This is a genomic window from Streptomyces sp. NPDC001348 (assembly GCF_053597535.1).
Genome location: NZ_JBSFIK010000052.1, coordinates 1 through 17,353 on the forward strand (window position 1 = coordinate 1; position 17,353 = coordinate 17,353).

A 17,353-nucleotide genomic window follows, 5' to 3' on the forward strand; every position below is an offset into this window, starting at 1 on the left:
CCTGATGATCACCGGTCTCGTGCCTGTGCTGTTGCCGCGTCAACTCCCGCTCAACGCGGACGATCCACCCAATCCCGGAACTTGAAACCGCCCTGCACCCGCCCTGGATCAGCCCAAGAGAGAGGTGGCCTCGAGTATCGCCCACCCCCAGTCCGACCGTGATTCGGTTACTTCCACTGCTTGCTCGAACGGCAGCCCCTGAAAGTACTCCCGACTCACACAGTTCACGCCAGGGACAGCACGGATTTCCTGCAACAGATTCGCTTCAACCCTCTCCGGCTGCTGAATCGGAACGGACACCCATGCATCAACCAGGGCGCAGCCGTGCACGGCAGCGATGCTCTCGTGGTGCCGGATGCGCTTCAGCCACTGATCCGGGCCGGCGGGTGAACGGCCGGAGCCAACCCGCCCCACCTTCACATACTGGTCGACACCCTGAAACTCCACCAGGTAGATGCGGCTTCCTCGCAACCAGCGACCATCAGCTGAGACCGCCTCCTTCAGCACCCTTTGGCTCATATTTTGCATGTATTGAGGGAAGGGCGGCCTGATGGGCCCCTTGCGCAGACGGACTACCGCCCGCTTCTTCAGAGCGGCTCGGCGTTCTCGATACGTGGCGGGCATCGCGCCTGGCACGCAGTCACGGATGGTCGAATGCATGGACACAGTGTCGCGGATGATCCCGACAACCAGTGCTCACTACGGTCTTCGGCCGATCTAACGGTCTCAACGAAAATAGTCCGACCAGGTCAGCGGTCGAGGATCGACTCACTTCGTTGAGACAGGACACCCGCTGTCACCCTGTCTCCGTGACAGTGGCCTTCCCGCCGGCACCTCGCCGACGTCACGGAACCGAAGGTCGAGGCCGCTCAAGTCTCCTCAGCGACAGGTCTCGCATACGCCCGGCGCTTCCCCCAGGTCCGTACTCCGGCGGCGACGACGGCGAGAGTGATGGTTGCGAGCCCCGAGGCGGCCAGCACCTGCCGGGGCCCCATGGCGGCGCTGAGAGGGCCGCCGAGCGCGGTGCCCACCGGGGAGGCGGTGAGAAGGGCGGCACCCCGGACGGCCAGGACCGTGGTCAGCCAAGCCGCCGGGGTGCGGTCCTGGAACAAGGTGTAGGACAGTGCGGTGAAGGGTCCGTAGATCATGCCGCCGAGCGCAAAGCACACCAGGGAGATTCCGGCCGACACACCCAGGCCGAAGGGCACGAGCACCAGACCCCAGCCCGCGACGATGCCCAGGGTGACCGGCCACAGCGGAAGCCTGCCCAAAGCACCGGCCGTCAGTCCGCCAAGGACGGCACCCGACCCGAACAGGGTCCAGTACAACCCGAGAAGGCTCGCGCCCGAATGAAGGTCATCGGTGACGTGCAAGGGAAGCGCGACCTCCACCGGCCCGTAGAGGAAGTTGAAGAACCACGTCAACGCGAGAACCCCGAGAAGCTCGGGCTGCCTGCGCAGCAAGTGCAGGCCGGCGGCCGATCGGCCGGTGCCGGCCGGCGCAGGTGCCTCCACCGCCTCGGCCACGTCGGCCGTCCGACCGACCTGGACGGCGAGGACGGCGAAGGACAAGGCGTCGAGGCCGATGATCCAGGCCGGCCCGACGGCCGCCGCCAGGAATCCGGCGAGTGCGGGCCCCACGATGACGGACGCCGAGGAACTCGAACTGACCAGCGCGTTCGCCGCCAGGCGCTGATCCGGCGGAAGCATCCGGGAGAGCAGGGCGTACTTCCCGGCACCACCCCAGGCATGCAGCACCGACGACCCGGCCAGCAGTACGACATAGACGACCGGGTGCAACACTCCGGCCGCCCAGGCCAACGGCACGCACCCGAGAAGCGACGCACGGAGCCAACTGTCCGCGGCCAGTAACCGCCGAGGAGCCAGGCGCCTCAGCCAACGGCCGAAGACCAGCGCTCCAGCGGCCCCCGGAAGGGCATGGGCGGCGACCGCGGCACCGACGACCAGCCCCGACCGGCCAGGAGGCGCGATCACGACGGCCAACCACGCCACGGCGACCACACTCATCCCGTCACCGAGGTCGGAGGCCGCCAGGGCCGGCAAGATCCGCCGGAACCCGGCGTGGGCGAACAACGGCCGATACGTCGGCGGCAACAAGCGGGTTGTCGTGGAAAGAGGCACCGCGTCAGACTCGTGGTTCAAGCGCGCTTGAAGTCAAGGGGGAGCAGTGCGAGAACTGGGCATCGGTGATCTCGCGCGGCAGGTCGGGATGCGGCCCTCGGCGTTGCGCTACTACGAGAGCGTCGGCCTGCTGCCACCCGCCCGGCGCGTCACAGGCCGGCGCGTCTATCCGGCCAACACCCTGCGGCGGATCGCCCTGATCAAAATGGCGCAGCGGGCCGGATTCACCCTCGCCGAGATCCGCCAGTTGCTGGACACCGACGCCAACCGAGGCGCCACCAGGCAATGGCGCACTCTCGCCGAGCGCAAGATCCCCGAACTGGACCGGTTCATCCAGGAGACGCAAGCCCTGCGCAACGCCGTCGCCGACTGCCTCGTCTGCGGGTGCATGAACTTCGACAGCTGTCAGCTGCTCTCGCCCGGCACGCCGGAAGACGACGCCTGAGACCGGCTTCCGGCGACACAGGCGGGGTATCCGGGTTGAGCGGCACTCAGACCGGTGAGCACAGAAGGAGGCAGACATGCCGCTCACGTTCCGCAAGAGCTTCCGGATCCTGCCCGGCGTCCGGCTGAACATCAACCGGCACTCCTGGTCCATCACGACCGGCGGCAGGCACGGCCCGCGCCACACCCACAGCAGTACCGGACGTAATACGACATCCATGGATTTGCCGGGTCCTTTCGGGTGGCGTCGCACCCGCTCGACCAGGGGTGATTGACGGGACATCACCCGAACGGACCCCCCAACGGGCGCCATCTCATATCTGAGATAACCTCAACCCCATGGCAGACGACTACCTCGTACGCATCGGCAAGCTCATCCGTGACGCGCGGCACCACCGAGGCTGGACGCAGGCACAGCTCGCGGAGGCGCTCGGCACCAGCCAGAGCGCCGTCAATCGCATCGAGCGCGGCAACCAGAACATCAGCCTTGAGATGATCGCCCGAATCGGTGAAGCCCTGGACAGCGAGATCGTGTCGCTGGGCTACGCGGGCCCGATGCATCTGCGCGTGGTCGGCGGACGCCGGCTCTCGGGCGCCATCGACGTCAAGACCAGCAAGAACGCCTGCGTAGCGCTGCTGTGCGCCTCGCTGCTCAACAAGGGGCGCACGGTGCTGCGCCGGGTGGCGCGCATCGAGGAGGTGTACCGCCTTCTGGAGGTGCTCAACTCCATCGGGGTCCGCAGCCGCTGGATCAACGACGGTGTCGACCTGGAACTGGTGCCGCCGGCCGAGCTGGACATCGCGGCGATCGACGCGGAGGCGGCGGTCCGCACCCGGTCCATCATCATGTTCTTCGGCCCCCTGCTGCACCGCATGGACCGCTTCAAGCTGCCGTACGCCGGCGGCTGCGACCTGGGCACGCGGACGATCGAGCCGCACATGATCGCGCTGCGCAGGTTCGGGCTGGACATCGCGGCGACCGAGGGTCAGTACCACGCGGTGGTGGACCGCTCGGTGCGGCCGGTCCGGCCGATCGTGCTGACCGAACGCGGAGACACCGTCACCGAGAACGCGCTGCTGGCCGCCGCCCGGCACGACGGCGTCACGGTCATCCGCAACGCCTCCTCCAACTACATGGTCCAGGACCTCTGCTTCTTCCTGGAGGCGCTGGGAGTCAAGGTCGAGGGCATCGGCACCACCACACTCACCGTGCACGGTGTACCGGACATCGACGTCGACGTGGACTACTCCCCCTCGGAGGACCCGGTCGAGGCGATGAGCCTGGTGGCCGCCGCCGTGGTCACCGAGTCGGAGCTGACGGTGCGTCGGGTGCCGATCGAGTTCCTGGAGATCGAGCTGGCCGTCCTGGAGGAGATGGGCCTCGACCACGACCGCAGCCCGGAGTACGTCGCCGACAACGCCCGCACCCGGCTGGTGGACCTCACCGTCCGGCCCTCCAAGCTGGAGGCGCCGATCGACAAGATCCACCCCATGCCGTTCCCCGGGCTGAACATCGACAACGTCCCGTTCTTCGCGGCGATCGCCGCGTCCGCCCAGGGCCAGACGCTGATTCACGACTGGGTCTACGACAACCGCGCGATCTACCTGACCGACCTCAACCGCCTCGGTGGACGGCTCCAGTTGCTCGACCCGCACCGCGTCCTGGTGGAGGGCCCGACCCGCTGGCGCGCCGCCGAGATGATGTGCCCGCCCGCGCTGCGGCCCGCCGTGGTCGTCCTGCTGGCGATGATGGCCGCCGAGGGCACGTCGGTGCTGCGCAACGTGTACGTCATCAACCGGGGGTACGAGGACCTCGCCGAACGGCTGAACTCGATCGGGGCGCAGATCGAGATCTTCCGGGACATCTGAGGATCCTCGGAAAACGCGTCGCCAGTCCCCTGATGACCTGTGAAACGCGGGTGTGGAGGGGACGTGGCGGCGCCTCCGGGACTTTCCCGGGACCATGGGCCCACCTTGAGGACACGTACGGACCGAGCGGAAAGGCCGCCCGACGACGGCGACCTGTCCCGCTCACTCATCGTCGGCCGATCCGGCCCACGAGGTCGTCGGTCAGCGGGTACGGTCGTTCAGCGGGAAGAAGCCCCCGTGCCGCGTCTTCGTCACCTGCGACGACCGCCGCATGCACCGCTTGGGCGAGTGGCGTCACATCCCGGATCGACGTGATCCAGTCGTCCACGTACCGGTCCACGGCCTCGCCCGACAGCCCGATCTGGATGGCACGATGGGGCAGCGGATTCAGCCCGAAGTCACGCTCGGGATCCCATTGGACCCGGACGGGACTGGTCCGCAGCGCTTCCCGCCAAGCCGCTTCCGTGGCGAAGCGGGTGCGGTCGAAATGGCTGAGGCAGGCGTTCGCGAGGGCCCACTCGAAACCCTCTCTCGTGATGTCGATGGCGAGGACCCGCTCCTGGCCGGGCTTGGTCGCCCAACCGCAGCGGTACATCATCCAGAGGAACGACGGCTTGATCCACGTCATGCGCGCCCGTTTGAACGGATCGACGAAGGTGCCAGCCCGAAGGGCGGGCGCGGCGATGCTGTCGGCATACGCCTGGTAGACGGTGATGACCTCGTCGTCGAAGACCGCCCGGACCTGGTGCGAGGGCGTCGTGTCGCTCATGCGGACTGTTCCTGCGCCCAGGAATCGGACTTGGTCACCACCGGGTCGGCGAGGGACTCCGCGCCACAGGTGTACAGGAGCCAGCGCAGTTCCTCCCAGGAGAACGGCTCGCCCCACGTGTCCAGCCATACGTTCAGCCGCCCACTGCCGTCGGCAGAGTGCGTGAGATCCCAGAATGCCCAGCCCCTCGCCTCCAGTTCGGGGTCGAAGCGGGAGAGCCAGTCCTGGATCTCCCAGGGCCCGTCACCGGTCCGCTCGGTGTAACGCTCCCGTCCGTCGACGGCGAACGGGTCGGCGGCAGCACCGCCCTCGCAAATCTGCACGAACCAGCCGGGAAGGGTGTCCACACGCAGCTCGTCCTCGTCGAAGTCCGCGTGCGCGGCAAGGGCGAACACCGCGGCGAAGACACCGCGCCACCTGTTGGCGTACGCCTCGGGATCACCATTCGGTTTCACCGCGACATGGGCGAGGACAGGGGTGTCAGGGTCACTTTCGGGCCGTCCGGAAACCCGGGCGAATTCTCGCTCCACACCCTCGATCCCGTGCAGCACATCTCCTACTTTCACCCGAAATCCTGAACAATTTTACCAGACCCGGGAATGACGACCTTGCGCATTTTGTCGATCACTTCCCCAGGCAGTCCATACAGGTCAGGCCCCATTGTGGGGTCCGATATCTCCGGGTAATACTTCTTCAGCTGCTTCCACTCCTGCTTGGTGAAGCCCCGATCTGGCCGAACGGGTTCGATGCTCAGACGGCCGGCGGTCGACAAGATCCAGCCCATGCCGTTCCCCGGCCTGAACATCGACAACGTCCCGTTCTTCACGGCGATCGCCGCGTCCGCCCGGGGCCAGACACTGATCCACGACTGGGTCTACGACAACCGCGCGATCTACCTGACCGACCCCAACCGCCTCGGCGGACGGCTCCAGTTGCTCGCCCCGCACCGCGTCCTGGTCGAGGGCCCGACCCGCTGGCGTGCCGCCGAGGGACCTCGCCGAACGGCTGAACTCGATCGGGGCGCAGATCGAGATCTTCCGGGACATCTGAAAGCTGCGGGATTCGGTGCTTCGAACGGCCGTGGCGGGCCACGATGGACGTGGCCCGCCACGCGGGTTGCTGGACTGTGGATCGGTTACGGGATGAAGCCGTAGTCCAACTGCTTGACGAGGCTGGTCCTGTCGCCTTTCAGGGACAGCAGGAGCGTGCGGGCCAGGGTGCCGCCGAAGCGGGTCCCGCCGTCGGCGGTCGGGACCGTGTCGATGAAGCTCTCCACCAGCCCGTTGGGCATCACGTAGTGCGAGTACTGCTGCGTCGGGGCGTCCTCCGGGTTGCCCAGGACCAGTGCGCTGTCATTGAGCGGCTTGTAGTCGCTGCGCAGGGACGGACCGGCGAACCCGTAGAGGCCGTCCCAGCCGCTCAGCCCCGGCGCGAACGTGAACTTGTGGCTGATGGTGAACAGGTAGTACTTGCCGTGGCGGATGACCAGGTGAGGCCGTTCGGTCTGCTGGTTCACACAGTTGGCCGACAGCAGCGGGGGCTGCAGCCGCCACTTGCCCATGCTGTCGCTGTCAGCCGTGGCCAGCCCGATGTTGCCCGTGTAGTACTTCGCGTTCTCCGGCACCTCATGGCCGGGCGGGACGTCACCTATGTCGCGCCTGGTGCACCGGTAGCTGCCGGCGACACCGGCCGTATTGCCCTCGAACAAGATGTGGATCTTGCGGTCCCTCGGGTCCCGGAAGACGAACGGGTCGCGGAAGGCGTAGATGATCGGGCCCGCCTGGGACTGTTGCATGGTCTGGTACAGCTTGCCGTCGGCCTCGGCGATGATGCGGTGGTTGCGGAACCCGTCGAACCACACGTGGGTCCTGTCCGCGTGGATCCGGCCGCTCGCCATCGCCAGGCGCTGCAGGGGATCGTTGGGGTCGACCCCACCGTTGTCGCGTCCGGAGGCAGTGTAGAAGGAGTACACCTTGTCGCCGACGAGCGCCGCCGAGCCGGCCCACTGACGTGAGCCGAACGCGGTGCCGGGCTGGAACAGGTCGCCGCCGTACTTCCAGCTCTTGGCGTCACGCGAGTAGTAGTAGCCGATCTTCGCGTACCAGTGCCGGTCACCGAAGGGGACCGAGCGCGGGGCCGTCAGCGCGAAGATGACGTGCCAGCCCTTGTAGGTGGCGGTCTTCGTGTCGAGCCTTGTCAGCGGCCAGGTGTCCCACTGCCACACCTTGTCGCTGATCACCGGAAAGTCGGGCGACACACGGGGGGCGGTGTTGGTCTTGTCCTGCCGGAGCTTCAACGCGTCCGCGCGGGACCAGACGGCGGTGTAGTCGTCGTCCGCGCCGTACTGCCGCGTTCCCGTCCGGGACGAGGCCGGTGTGTCGGCGGAAGCCGGTGTCGCCACACCGCCCAGCGCCGCGATGGCCACTAAAGCCGTGGCCACCCGGAGCAGCACTCTTCGTGCTCTGCGCATGCGTCGTCCTTCCCCAAGAGGGTGGTCGAATGGAACAGAACCGGAAGCGATCGAATGCGCGGTTACCCCCCTTCTCGCGAGGCACTCCCCCCACCTCTCGCCCTCGTCGATGAACTTCCGGTTCCGGGGAGCTGACAGGCAGGCAACTTCCCGACAGGGCAATCACGGGACGGCGTGGAACTGGTTCGACTGCCGACGATCAGGCCCCGGTGGTGGTCGTGCGGCGAGGCACGACCACCAGCCAGGCGCCTTCCGCTTTCCGCACGTGATCGTTTGATTCGGTTCGGCCGGGCTGGGCGGGCCGCGCCGGGCAATTCCGCCTGAACCGTTGACGCGTGGCGGGATCCCGCGCATCATCGGGCCACTCGATGTCATCGTTGACACCAGTCAACGATGACACTCCTGGTCGGCTGCGTGGACGCCGACCGGGTGTCACTTCCGGTCGGTCCGCGCCGAGTTCCAGGCTCGGCACAGTGGAGCCACAGCACAGGAGGCACCATGAGCTCTGGACATGTGTCCCGGGAGGCCTGCGTGCGGATGCTGGCGGCGGTGGCGACCGTCTGCGCCCTGTCCGCCACTCCGCTCACCCCTCAGGAGCTCGCCGCCGACATCCCGCCGTACTCCGAGACCTACCGGCCCCAGTTCCACTTCACCCCGGAGAAGAACTGGATGAACGACCCCAACGGCCTTGTGTACTACGAGGGCGAGTATCACCTCTTCTACCAGTACAACCCCAACGGCAACTCCTGGGGTGACATGTCCTGGGGCCACGCGGTGAGCACGGACCTCGTGCACTGGAAGCAGTTGCCACTCGCCCTGTCGTACGACGACAACGAGATGGTGTTCTCCGGCAGCGCGGTCGTCGACTGGGACAACACCACCGGGTTCGGCACGAAGACGAACCCGCCCATGGTCGCGATCTACACCAGTCACAACAAGAGCACAGGCATCCAGGCACAGTCGATCGCCTACAGCACCGACCGCGGCCGTACCTGGACCAAGTACCAGGGCAATACCGTCATCGACATCGGTTCCAAGGACTTCCGCGACCCCAAGGTCCAGTGGTACGAGCCGACGAAGAGCTGGCTCATGACGGTGTCGCTGTCCGCCGAGCACAAGGTGCGGTTCTACTCGTCGAAGAACCTCAAGGACTGGGAGTTGCAGAGCGAGTTCGGGCCGGCCGGCGCGACGGGCGGCGTGTGGGAGTGCCCCGACCTGTTCCCCCTCGCGGTCGACGGGGACCCGAACAAGGTCAAGTGGGTCCTGATCGTCAACATCAACCCCGGTGGTATCGCGGGCGGTTCGGCCGCCCAGTACTTCGTCGGCGACTACGACGGCAAGAAGTTCACCCCCGAGGACGAGGGCGCCTACACCCCTCCCACCGGCACGGTGGTGCAGGACTTCGAGAGCACGGACTTCGGGTCGTGGACGACCACCGGCACCGCCTTCGGCACGGCGCCGGCAGCCGGGACGCTGGACGGACAGGGGACCGTCTCCGGCTACGACGGCAAGGGCCTCGCCAACAGCTTCCACTCGGGCGACGGCACCACCGGCGCCCTGACCTCGCCCTCCTTCACCGTCGACAGCAAGTACCTGAACTTCAAGGTCGGCGGTGGTCGGCACCCGCACGTGGACGGAACCGTCATGGAGCAGGGCCCGCCACCCGCGGGTCCGGTCCTCGCCGACTTCGAGGGCGGCACCTACGGTGGTTGGACGGCCACCGGGGACGCCTTCGGCACCGCACCGGCCACCGGCACCCTTCCCAGCCAGCAGGAAGTCTCCGGCTTCCTGGGAAGCGGCCTGGTCAACAGCTACCGGAACGGCGACTCCACCACCGGCGCCCTCACCTCACCCGAGTTCACCATAGACAAGGACTACGTCAACTTCCTGGTCGGCGGCGGCAACCACCCCGTCGGCTCCGACAACCCGACCGCCGTCGAACTCCTCGTCGACGGCCAGGTGGTCCGCAGCACCACCGGACAGGACCGCGAGGCACTCGACTGGGCCTCCTGGGACGTCAAGGACCTCGTCGGCAAGAAGGCTCAGATCAAGGTCGTCGACGACAACAGCGGCGGCTGGGGCCACCTCAACGTCGACCACATCATGCTCTCGGACGCCCAGGCCCATCCTGTCTCCCAGGAGACGTCCGTCAATCTGATCGTCGACGGCAAGGTCGTCCGCAGCGCCACCGGCGCCAACAGCGAGACCCTGGACTGGACCTCCTTCGACATGCGCCCCTACGCCGGCAAGAAGGCGCGGATCCAGATCGTCGACATGAACACCACCGGCTGGGGCCACATCCTCGCCGACCGGTTCACCGAAGCCGACGCTCCCGCGAAGTCCGTCGTCCAGCGCGCCAACTGGGCCGACTACGGCAAGGATTACTACGCGGCCGTTTCCTGGGAGAACGCGCCGGGCGGCAAGCGGTACATGATCGGCTGGATGAACAACTGGGACTACAGCGGCGCCATCCCCACCTCACCCTGGCGCGGCGCCCAGAGCATCCCCCGGGAGATGGCCCTGCGCACCGTCGACGGCCGCATCCGGCTGACCAGCCGGCCCGTGAACAGCGTCACGTCACTGCGGCAGGGACCCTCTGCGTCCGCGGTCGGCACCACTGTCAAGGACACCTCCAAGCCCCTGATCGGCGCAGCGGCCGAGGGCAAGGCCCTCGACATCGAGGCGACCTTCTCCCTCAAGGACGCCGAACGCTTCGGCCTGAAGGTGCGCACGGGTGCGAACGGCGAGGAGACCGTCATCGGCTACGACACCACGACACAGGAGCTGTACGTCGACCGCAGCCACTCCGGCGCAGTCGACTTCAACAGCACCTTCCCCGGCGTCCAGACAGCACCGCTGAAGGCGAAGGACGGCAAGGTGAGTCTTCGGATCCTCGTCGACTGGTCGTCCGTCGAGGTCTTCGGCGGCAGTGGCGAGGCCGTGATCACCGATCAGATCTTCCCCGACCCCGCAGGCCAAGGCGTGCAGGTGTTCGCCGAGAACGGCTCGGTGAAGCTGGACAAGGCCGTCGTCTGGCACCTCGACTCCGCCCACCAGTGATGGGTGACCCGCGTCAGTGGACCGCCAGCAGGCTGTACAGCAGGGGGATCCGGGGCTCGGGCAGCCGCCACCAGCCGGACGGTGTACGGACCATGTGCGGCCAGCGCGGCCACGGCAGCTCGTCGTGCTCCCGCAGTCGCCGGATGGTCATCCCCGCCTCTGTCACCGCGTTGACGGCCTCGTCGATGCCGTGCATCCATTCGTAGCTGTCCCGCACGCCCTCGATCGCGGGTCCGTCGGTGTACGTGTACGTCGCATCGCGGTGAACGGGTCCACGGCCGCCGAGGTAGTCGTGGCGCAGCAGTAGCTCGGGTCCCTCACCCGGTGCGGGCTTCAGGCCGAGGGCGTTGAGGAGCGGATGGAATTCGACGACGTACAACCGGCCGCCAGGACGCAGCAGGCGGCTGACGGTATGCGCCCACCGGGGGAGGTCAGGGAGATAGCACAGGGCTCCCTTGCCGGTGTAGACGACGTCGAAGCGCTGCTCACCGAGAGTCTCGACGGCGTCGTAGACGTTCGCCTGTACGTACGTCACGTCGAGCCCCGCCTGCTCCGCGACGGCGCGGGCCGCCACCACGGACGCCGAGGAGAAGTCGAGCCCCGTGGCCCGCGCTCCTCGTTGTGCGAAGGCGATCGTCTCTGTGCCGAGATGGCACTGGAGGTGCAGGACGTCACGTCCGTCAAGGTCCCCGAGATCGTCCCACTCGAAGGGGGCGAACCAGCGGGCGGGGTCAAGGGCCTGGTCGAGGCCGTAGAACCGGCTGGCCACGTGCACCGGGGTGCGCGCGTCCCAGTTCTCCTGGTTGGTGCGCATCAGCCGCTCGTGCTCATCGATGCTCATGGACTCCATCCAAGCGCGAACAGCCGGTGTCAGGCAGTCAATGGGTGGCCAGCGCCCGGGCGTGCCGGCCGCATCCCGGCACGCCACCGCTCAGCGTTCCGAAGCGAACCGCACGAACCGTCCCCAGCCCTCCCGGCCCACCGCGAGGGCGGGGCGGGACACGTCCTTGGAGTCCCTTACGTGGACGGCCTGTTCGGCGATCGCGACCTCCACGCAACTGTCGCCCTGGCTGCCGCTGTAGCTGGACTTGAACCAGGCGAGTTCCGTCGTACCGCTGCTCATAGCTCTCCTCGCAGTCGCTCCAGCAGGGCCCGCGATTCGTTGGGGCTCAGGGCCTGCGAGCGCAGTGTTTCATAGCGCTGGCAGAGCACACTCACCTGTTTCGGGTCGGAGATGAGCCGTCCGTTCTCCTGGCCCTCGGAGTACGCGAGCCGTCGCCCCTCCGGGGTCTCCAGAACCTGCACGGGCCCATCCAGGCACGCGTGCAACCCCGCCTCCAGCGGCACCACCTGAAGCGTCACGTTGCGCGGAGCGCTCCGCTCCAGCACATGGTCCAGCAGCTCACGCATCACCTCGGCGTCACCGAACCGCCGCCGGAACACGTGCTCCTCGACGATGAAGCTGAACGGCACGGTGGGGCGCTCCCGCATCATCGCCTGCCGTTCCATGCGCGCGGTGAGCTGTGCCTCCAACTCCTCGTCGGTGCGCAGCGGGATCGTGCCCTCGAACACCGCCCGTGCGTACGCCTCCGACTGCAACAGCCCCGGCACCAACCGGCATTCGTACGTGCACAGGCTCACCGCCTCCCGTTCCAGCCGGGCCCAGCGCCGGAACCAGGCCGCGAGGCCCGCCTCACCCCGGGTGAGGTGCCGGGCGGCCTTACGCAGCGCGCCGGTGTTGCCGAGGGCCTCCTCGGCGCGCTCCACGAACGCCTGGTCCGGCATCCGGCGGCCCAACTCCACCGACTCCACGGTGTGTTTGGAGTACTGGACCCGGGTACTGAGGTCGACCCGGCTGAGTCCCGCGTGTTCGCGTAACGCCTGGACGACCGCGCCGAACGTGCGCAGACTGTCGGACGGGTGGGGTTCCCGCTCCCAGTCCCCCGCCGGAGCCGACCGCACGCCGACGCTTCCGGTTCCGCGCTCGGCCCCGGCCGCGCCCCCTTCGACGATGTCCATCCGCCGCCCTTTCTCCGTACGGGACCGCGACGACTCGTCCTCTCGGCCCCTTTGTGCACCGATCAGCGTGTCGCAACGCCTTGCGTACTGTCCACCCAGAGTGCCCGTACGCTCACTCCGCGTACGGGGCGCCGCACTCCCCCCGCCCCTCCGCCAACCGCCACGCTGACGCCATGAACCAAGCGTCTGCGCAGCTCAACGCGCCGCCCCGCACCTTCACGCAGCTGCTGTCCGTCACACGGCGCGGCGCCCGGCTCGCCCGGCTGCTCGCCGTGACCGAGCTGGGCTCCTGGGGCGTCCCGCAGGACCTCACGGAGCGCGCCGAGGCCGTGGTCGCGGAGCTCGCCGCCAACGCCGTGACCCATGGCCGTGTCCCCGGCCGCTGTTTCCGGCTCACGCTCGCCTTCGACCCATCGGCGGGCCGTCTCCGTGTGGAGGTCACCGACGCCCGCGGGGATCTCCGCCCGCGGATCGCGACGGGCACCGGCGACCCCGATGCGCTCCCCCTCGGCGGGCGCGGTCTGACGCTCGTCGCCGCACTCGCCGACCACTGGGACTTCGTCCCCCACCCGCCTGGCGGCAAGACCGTACGGGCGGTGCTCTCCACGCCGGCCCGCGGATGATCGCCCTGTCCGGCCCCCGGAGCCCGCCCCACCAACGCCTCCAGCAGCAGGGCCCGCCCGAGGAGATCGCCGCCACCCGCATACTGCAGACCTTCGTGGAGGGGCGGCGCGTCCACGCGGCCGCCGAGGCGTGACCGACGCATGATCATGTATCGCGGGCGTCCATCACCCGCTCCAGCCGTGCCCGCCACCGCTGTGGAACAGGGCCATGACCGCGGTGACCACCACGAGGTACGCGGTGGCCCGGCCCTGGCGGTACATGGCCGCGAGCGCCCAGGCGAAAGCCGCGTACCAGGGCATCGACCACGGTGCCGTGAGGATCCACGCGAAGGCGAGCGCGAACGTCACGGCGGCGGCAGCGGGGGTGTCCGCCGGCACCCGGTGGCGCAGTGTCGCGGCGAGCGCCAGCATGAGGACGGGCCACAGCAGGCGGATGACGGTCGAGGCGGCACCGGGTCCCAGCGAGGCGGTGCCGAACCGGTCGAACACCTCCCACACCGAGGGTCTGGAGATCTGGTGCGTGGCCGCGGAGAGCGGGGCGAACGCGTGCGCTCCATAGACGCTGTAGACGCCGGCCAGTGTCAGTGCGGCGGCCGAAAGCTGCCGCAGGGCCCGTCGCCAGGCGCCGGAGTTCAGCAACGGCCAGGCCAGCCCGACGCCGAGCAGGGCGGCGCTGATCTTGACCCCGCAGGCCAGGCCGACGAGCACGCCGACCGTCGCGTCGTGGTGCCGTCCGGTGGTCCGGGTGGCGAGGCCGACCGCACAGACGGCCAGACAGGCGACGATGGTGTCCAGGTGCCCGCCGACGACCATCAGGCCGATCAGGAGCGGGTTGGCGGTCCACAGCAGCCCGGCCCGGACGGGATCGTCGGCGGTGCGCATCAGCAGGTAGCCGGTGCCCAGGAACGCGGCCGCGTTGGCGAGCATCAGGACCGAGATCGTCAGCCAGGGCCGGTCGCCGCCGACGAACGCCGCGGCGGACTGCCACCAGGTCGCGACCGGCCCGTACACCGAGGGCGCGTCCCGCCAGGCGGCGCCCACGAGGTCGGCGTAGCCGCCGCCCAGCTGGGCGGGGGTGGTCAGATACGGATCGCCGCCGAGCGCGGTGATGCGGCCGTAGGCGGCGTAGCTGGCCGTGTCGGAGGAGCCGACGGGGGTGACGTTGGCCAGGACGACCGTGGCGAGGGCGCCGAGGTGGAAGAGGCGCCGGGGGTCGGGGCTCCAGCCGTCCCGGTGCGCCTTGAGGGTCAGGAGCGTTCCGAGGCAGGACAGCGTTATGGCTGCCAGCGTGGCCGCCATGCTGAGGACGCCGGGTATGGGGGGCAGCCGGAGGAGGCCCGTCGCCGCCCTCAGTGTGCTGTAGTTGGGGGCGCTCGCGCCGACCAGCCCGAACAGCACGACGCCCGCCACGGACATCGACAGGCCCGCGGGCGGAACGAACCGGGCGAGGACCGCCGACGGCCGCGAGGGGATGGTGCGAATCCCGCCCGAAGAGCGCGGAGCCCACTCGTTGTCGTCGGTTGTCCAGGTCACTGTCTGCCCTGAGCTGTCGGTGCTTCGGCCTTCCGCGGGGACAGGACGCCGACCCGGTCGGATGTCCCCTAGGCGGAACGCTACCGTCCGCCGAGTGGGCCGTGTGCCGCGGAGCTGCCGCACACCGACCCGCGACCTGAGCGTTCCTGCAGGTCACGGGCGCTGTACAGAGGTGGGGGGCACCGAATCCGGCGGGTTCGCCTCCGCAACATTCACCCGCGCACCACTTGTGACGGGCCCGGAGTTGCGGTGGCGGCCACCTGGCGCGTGCGGTCAGGGCCGGAGCAGGGTCACGTCCTGTTCGCGGTCGGCGTGGAAGTGCGGCACCGGGATGCCGTCATCCGGGCGCAGCTCCACGACGGTGGCCTCGACGCGCGCCGCGCCGGGCTCGAACCGGTCCTGGGTGACCCGGCCGGAGTTCTCCCAGTGGTGCTCGGCGCCGTCGCACTGGGCGCGGCTCCCGCCGATGCCGTGCCGGACCCCGGAGCCGTCCTGCCTCAGGGAGGCGCCGACGTAGACCGGACTCGTGCCGGTGACGCTGCAGCGGTAGGTGCCGGAGAGGGTGACGGTGCCGTCCGAGGCGACGCGGCCCGTGCGGTCGACGGTGAGGGTCTCGGACGGGCCGGCGGTCGCGGGGGTGACGGCCGCGAACAGAAGGGCGGCGGCGCCGGCGGTGGCGCCGAGGACGGGACGCAGGGGCATGGAGTACCTCCCGGATCATGGGGTGCGGCCTCCACCTGTACCGCCCGCGGGGCGCTCCCGGTGTGATCGTCACTCAATCGGTGGCGCGTCCCGCGTGCCGGCGGCCCGCCCCGGGGTCACGGCAGTACGGCGAACCCGTCGAGCTCGACCATCGCCTTCTCGTCCCACAGCCGGACCACCTCCACCACGGCCATCGCCGGATAGTCGCGGCCCGCCGACCCGCGCCAGATGCGGCCGAGTTCGGGCGCGTGGGCTCGGTAGGCGGCGACGTCGGTGGTGTAGACGGTGACGCGGGCGAGAGCGGCGGGTGTGCCGCCGGCCGCGTGCAGGGCGGTGAGGAGGTTGCCGAGGGCCTGCTCGAACTGTTCGGGGAGGGTGTCGCCGAGGACCTTGCCGTCGGGGTCGAGCGCGGTCTGGCCGGCGAGGAAGACGATCCGGCCGCCGGTGGCGACGACGGCGTGGGAGAAGCCGGTCGGCGGGGAGAGCTCGGGCGGGTTGACACGCTCGGCGGTCATCGGGCCTCCCCATGGGCGTACAGCTCCTTGGCGATGATGCCGCGCTGCACCTCGCTGGCGCCCTCGTAGACACGTGGGGCGCGCACCTCGCGGTAGAGGTGTTCGAGGAGGTGGCCGCGGCGCAGGGCGCGGGCGCCGTGCAGCTGGACCGCCGCGTCGACGACGTACTGCGCGGTCTCGGTGGCGAGCAGCTTCGCCATGGCCGAGCGCTTGGGGACGTCCGGGGCTCCCGCGTCGTACGCGGTGGCCGCCGCGTACACCATCAGGCGTGCCGCGTCGGTGCGCAGCGCCATCTCGGCGACCCGGTGGGCGACGGTCTGCAGGTCGCTCAGCCTGCCGCCGAAGGCGTCGCGCCGCGCGGTGTGGGCGAGGGTGGCGTCCAGCGCGGCCTGCGCCATGCCGACGGCGAAGGCGCCGACGCTGGGCCGGAAGAGGTTGAGGGTGCCCATGGCCACCCGGAAGCCGCGGTCCGTCCCGCCGAGGACGTCGTCCGCGGTGACGGGTACGGCGTCGAAGACGAGGCTGCCGATGGGGTGCGGGGAGAGCATCTCCAGGGCGGAGCCGGTGAGGCCGGGGCGCTCGGCGGGGACCAGGAAGGCGGTCACCCCGCGGGCGCCCGCTTCGGGGGTGGTGCGTGCGAACACGGTGTAGAAGTCGGCTTCGGGGGCGTTGGAGATCCAGCACTTCTCCCCGGTGAGCCGCCAGCGCCCGGGGCCGTCGGGTTCGGCCGTGAGGGAGAGCGCCGCCGCGTCCGATCCCGCTCCCGGCTCGCTCAGTGCGAAGGCGGCCACGGCGCTGCCGTCGGCCACCCGGGGCAGCCAGTGCCCGCGTTGGGCCGGGGTGCCGTGGACGTGGACGGGGTGGGCGCCCAGGCCCTGGAGGGCGAGGGCGGTCTCGGCCTCGGTGCAGGCGTACGCCAGGGACTCCCGCACGAGGCACAGGTCCAGCGCGCCGGAGGTGAACAGCCGGGCCGTCAGGCCCAGTCGGCCGAGTTCGGCGACGAGCGGGCGGTTGACGCGGCCCGGCTCACCCTTGTCGGCGATCGGGCGCAGTCGTTCGGCGGCCAGGGTGCGCAGTTCGGCGCACCGGGCGGCCTGTTCCGGTTCGAGCGAGAATGCGGACAACTCGCCGGTCTCCTCTCCCGTTTCTCCCCCGTGGCTCCCCCGCGCCCCGACGGTATCGCGTCCGGTTGACTGCCGTCACCAAGA

The 17,353-nt window shown here is 69.3% G+C and carries 19 protein-coding genes and 1 pseudogene; 7 read left to right on the top strand and 13 right to left on the bottom strand.

Going from position 1 to position 17,353, the window contains the following annotated elements:
• Positions 1-108: 108 nt before the first annotated feature.
• A complete protein-coding gene (locus ACWC21_RS36240) occupies positions 109-660 on the bottom strand; it encodes a hypothetical protein (protein WP_450888321.1) in 552 nt (183 codons plus the stop codon).
• A 209-nt stretch (positions 661-869) separates the two neighbouring features.
• Positions 870-2,141: an MFS transporter gene (locus tag ACWC21_RS36245; RefSeq protein ID WP_450888323.1), complete on the bottom strand. Its 1,272-nt coding sequence runs from the start codon at positions 2,139-2,141 to the stop codon at positions 870-872.
• A gap of 46 nt (positions 2,142-2,187) precedes the next feature.
• Between ACWC21_RS36245 and ACWC21_RS36250 the strand changes: the two genes are divergently transcribed.
• The 3 genes from ACWC21_RS36250 to ACWC21_RS36260 all read left to right on the top strand — a co-directional run bounded on the left by ACWC21_RS36250 (position 2,188) and on the right by ACWC21_RS36260 (position 4,454).
• The gene (locus tag ACWC21_RS36250; RefSeq protein WP_450888324.1) at positions 2,188-2,586 is read left to right on the top strand and encodes a MerR family transcriptional regulator; all 399 of its coding nucleotides are present in this window, start codon (positions 2,188-2,190) and stop codon (positions 2,584-2,586) included.
• 76 nt (positions 2,587-2,662) lie between these two features.
• Complete coding sequence (locus tag ACWC21_RS36255; RefSeq protein WP_450888326.1) at positions 2,663-2,860, top strand: DUF4236 domain-containing protein; 198 nt, start codon at positions 2,663-2,665, stop codon at positions 2,858-2,860.
• 64 nt (positions 2,861-2,924) lie between these two features.
• Complete coding sequence (locus ACWC21_RS36260; RefSeq protein WP_450888328.1) at positions 2,925-4,454, top strand: helix-turn-helix domain-containing protein; 1,530 nt, start codon at positions 2,925-2,927, stop codon at positions 4,452-4,454.
• Positions 4,455-4,620: 166 nt separating this feature from the next.
• On the opposite strand, the gene ACWC21_RS36265 is transcribed toward ACWC21_RS36260, so the two are convergent.
• The 3 genes from ACWC21_RS36265 to ACWC21_RS36275 form a co-directional block, all read right to left on the bottom strand.
• Complete coding sequence (locus tag ACWC21_RS36265) at positions 4,621-5,223, bottom strand: DUF4291 domain-containing protein (protein ID WP_450888329.1); 603 nt, start codon at positions 5,221-5,223, stop codon at positions 4,621-4,623.
• Positions 5,220-5,678 carry a hypothetical protein gene (locus ACWC21_RS36270; RefSeq protein ID WP_450888331.1) on the bottom strand — a complete coding sequence of 153 codons (459 nt, stop codon included), beginning with the start codon at positions 5,676-5,678 and terminating at the stop codon, positions 5,220-5,222. Before ACWC21_RS36270 ends, ACWC21_RS36265 begins: the two co-directional genes overlap by 4 nt.
• A gap of 107 nt (positions 5,679-5,785) precedes the next feature.
• Positions 5,786-6,007 carry a hypothetical protein gene (locus ACWC21_RS36275; RefSeq protein WP_450888415.1) on the bottom strand — a complete coding sequence of 74 codons (222 nt, stop codon included), beginning with the start codon at positions 6,005-6,007 and terminating at the stop codon, positions 5,786-5,788.
• Between ACWC21_RS36275 and ACWC21_RS36280 the strand changes: the two are divergent.
• Positions 5,967-6,273: pseudogene (locus ACWC21_RS36280) on the top strand (UDP-N-acetylglucosamine 1-carboxyvinyltransferase); the annotation flags it as partial. The gene ACWC21_RS36275 and the pseudogene ACWC21_RS36280 overlap by 41 nt on opposite strands.
• Positions 6,274-6,358: 85 nt before the next feature.
• On the opposite strand, the gene ACWC21_RS36285 reads toward ACWC21_RS36280, so the two are convergent.
• Positions 6,359-7,693, bottom strand: coding sequence for a glycoside hydrolase family 68 protein (locus ACWC21_RS36285; protein ID WP_450888333.1), 1,335 nt, complete (start codon positions 7,691-7,693; stop codon positions 6,359-6,361).
• 498 nt (positions 7,694-8,191) lie between these two features.
• Between ACWC21_RS36285 and ACWC21_RS36290 the strand changes: the two genes are divergently transcribed.
• The gene (locus ACWC21_RS36290; protein ID WP_450888335.1) at positions 8,192-10,753 is read left to right on the top strand and encodes a GH32 C-terminal domain-containing protein; all 2,562 of its coding nucleotides are present in this window, start codon (positions 8,192-8,194) and stop codon (positions 10,751-10,753) included.
• A gap of 13 nt (positions 10,754-10,766) precedes the next feature.
• Here ACWC21_RS36290 and ACWC21_RS36295 read toward each other — a convergent pair whose 3' ends face one another.
• The 3 genes from ACWC21_RS36295 to ACWC21_RS36305 form a co-directional block, all read right to left on the bottom strand.
• Positions 10,767-11,594: a class I SAM-dependent methyltransferase gene (locus tag ACWC21_RS36295; RefSeq protein ID WP_450888337.1), complete on the bottom strand. Its 828-nt coding sequence runs from the start codon at positions 11,592-11,594 to the stop codon at positions 10,767-10,769.
• A gap of 90 nt (positions 11,595-11,684) precedes the next feature.
• Positions 11,685-11,876 carry a DUF397 domain-containing protein gene (locus ACWC21_RS36300; RefSeq protein WP_450888338.1) on the bottom strand — a complete coding sequence of 64 codons (192 nt, stop codon included), beginning with the start codon at positions 11,874-11,876 and terminating at the stop codon, positions 11,685-11,687.
• Positions 11,873-12,772, bottom strand: coding sequence for a helix-turn-helix domain-containing protein (locus tag ACWC21_RS36305; protein WP_450888339.1), 900 nt, complete (start codon positions 12,770-12,772; stop codon positions 11,873-11,875). The genes ACWC21_RS36300 and ACWC21_RS36305 overlap by 4 nt, the downstream gene beginning before the upstream one ends.
• A gap of 173 nt (positions 12,773-12,945) precedes the next feature.
• Between ACWC21_RS36305 and ACWC21_RS36310 the strand changes: the two genes are divergently transcribed.
• Both ACWC21_RS36310 and ACWC21_RS36315 read left to right on the top strand, forming a co-directional pair.
• Complete coding sequence (locus ACWC21_RS36310) at positions 12,946-13,395, top strand: ATP-binding protein (RefSeq protein WP_450888341.1); 450 nt, start codon at positions 12,946-12,948, stop codon at positions 13,393-13,395.
• Positions 13,392-13,529: a hypothetical protein gene (locus tag ACWC21_RS36315; protein ID WP_450888417.1), complete on the top strand. Its 138-nt coding sequence runs from the start codon at positions 13,392-13,394 to the stop codon at positions 13,527-13,529. Before ACWC21_RS36310 ends, ACWC21_RS36315 begins: the two co-directional genes overlap by 4 nt.
• A 31-nt stretch (positions 13,530-13,560) precedes the next feature.
• Here ACWC21_RS36315 and ACWC21_RS36320 read toward each other — a convergent pair whose 3' ends face one another.
• From ACWC21_RS36320 to ACWC21_RS36335, 4 genes are all read right to left on the bottom strand, one after another.
• Positions 13,561-14,928 carry a hypothetical protein gene (locus ACWC21_RS36320; RefSeq protein ID WP_450888343.1) on the bottom strand — a complete coding sequence of 456 codons (1,368 nt, stop codon included), beginning with the start codon at positions 14,926-14,928 and terminating at the stop codon, positions 13,561-13,563.
• 273 nt (positions 14,929-15,201) lie between these two features.
• Positions 15,202-15,630, bottom strand: coding sequence for a DUF6299 family protein (locus tag ACWC21_RS36325; RefSeq protein ID WP_450888344.1), 429 nt, complete (start codon positions 15,628-15,630; stop codon positions 15,202-15,204).
• 116 nt (positions 15,631-15,746) lie between these two features.
• On the bottom strand, positions 15,747-16,145 hold the full coding sequence (locus ACWC21_RS36330; RefSeq protein WP_450888346.1) for a RidA family protein: 399 nt from the start codon (positions 16,143-16,145) through the stop codon (positions 15,747-15,749).
• Positions 16,142-17,269 (bottom strand): acyl-CoA dehydrogenase family protein, encoded by a 1,128-nt coding sequence (locus ACWC21_RS36335; RefSeq protein WP_450888348.1) that lies wholly within the window; start codon positions 17,267-17,269, stop codon positions 16,142-16,144. Before ACWC21_RS36335 ends, ACWC21_RS36330 begins: the two co-directional genes overlap by 4 nt.
• Positions 17,270-17,353: the final 84 nt, after the last annotated feature.

Coding starts and splice junctions, on each gene's coding strand:
- ACWC21_RS36240 (WP_450888321.1), bottom strand. CDS start 660: ATGCATTCGACCATCCGTGACTGCGTGCCAGGCGCGATGCCCGCCACG.
- ACWC21_RS36255 (WP_450888326.1), top strand. CDS start 2,663: ATGCCGCTCACGTTCCGCAAGAGCTTCCGGATCCTGCCCGGCGTCCGG.
- ACWC21_RS36260 (WP_450888328.1), top strand. CDS start 2,925: ATGGCAGACGACTACCTCGTACGCATCGGCAAGCTCATCCGTGACGCG.
- ACWC21_RS36265 (WP_450888329.1), bottom strand. CDS start 5,223: ATGAGCGACACGACGCCCTCGCACCAGGTCCGGGCGGTCTTCGACGAC.
- ACWC21_RS36275 (WP_450888415.1), bottom strand. CDS start 6,007: ATGGGCTGGATCTTGTCGACCGCCGGCCGTCTGAGCATCGAACCCGTT.
- ACWC21_RS36285 (WP_450888333.1), bottom strand. CDS start 7,693: ATGCGCAGAGCACGAAGAGTGCTGCTCCGGGTGGCCACGGCTTTAGTG.
- ACWC21_RS36290 (WP_450888335.1), top strand. CDS start 8,192: ATGAGCTCTGGACATGTGTCCCGGGAGGCCTGCGTGCGGATGCTGGCG.
- ACWC21_RS36295 (WP_450888337.1), bottom strand. CDS start 11,594: ATGAGCATCGATGAGCACGAGCGGCTGATGCGCACCAACCAGGAGAAC.
- ACWC21_RS36300 (WP_450888338.1), bottom strand. CDS start 11,876: ATGAGCAGCGGTACGACGGAACTCGCCTGGTTCAAGTCCAGCTACAGC.
- ACWC21_RS36305 (WP_450888339.1), bottom strand. CDS start 12,772: ATGGACATCGTCGAAGGGGGCGCGGCCGGGGCCGAGCGCGGAACCGGA.
- ACWC21_RS36310 (WP_450888341.1), top strand. CDS start 12,946: ATGAACCAAGCGTCTGCGCAGCTCAACGCGCCGCCCCGCACCTTCACG.
- ACWC21_RS36315 (WP_450888417.1), top strand. CDS start 13,392: ATGATCGCCCTGTCCGGCCCCCGGAGCCCGCCCCACCAACGCCTCCAG.
- ACWC21_RS36325 (WP_450888344.1), bottom strand. CDS start 15,630: ATGCCCCTGCGTCCCGTCCTCGGCGCCACCGCCGGCGCCGCCGCCCTT.
- ACWC21_RS36330 (WP_450888346.1), bottom strand. CDS start 16,145: ATGACCGCCGAGCGTGTCAACCCGCCCGAGCTCTCCCCGCCGACCGGC.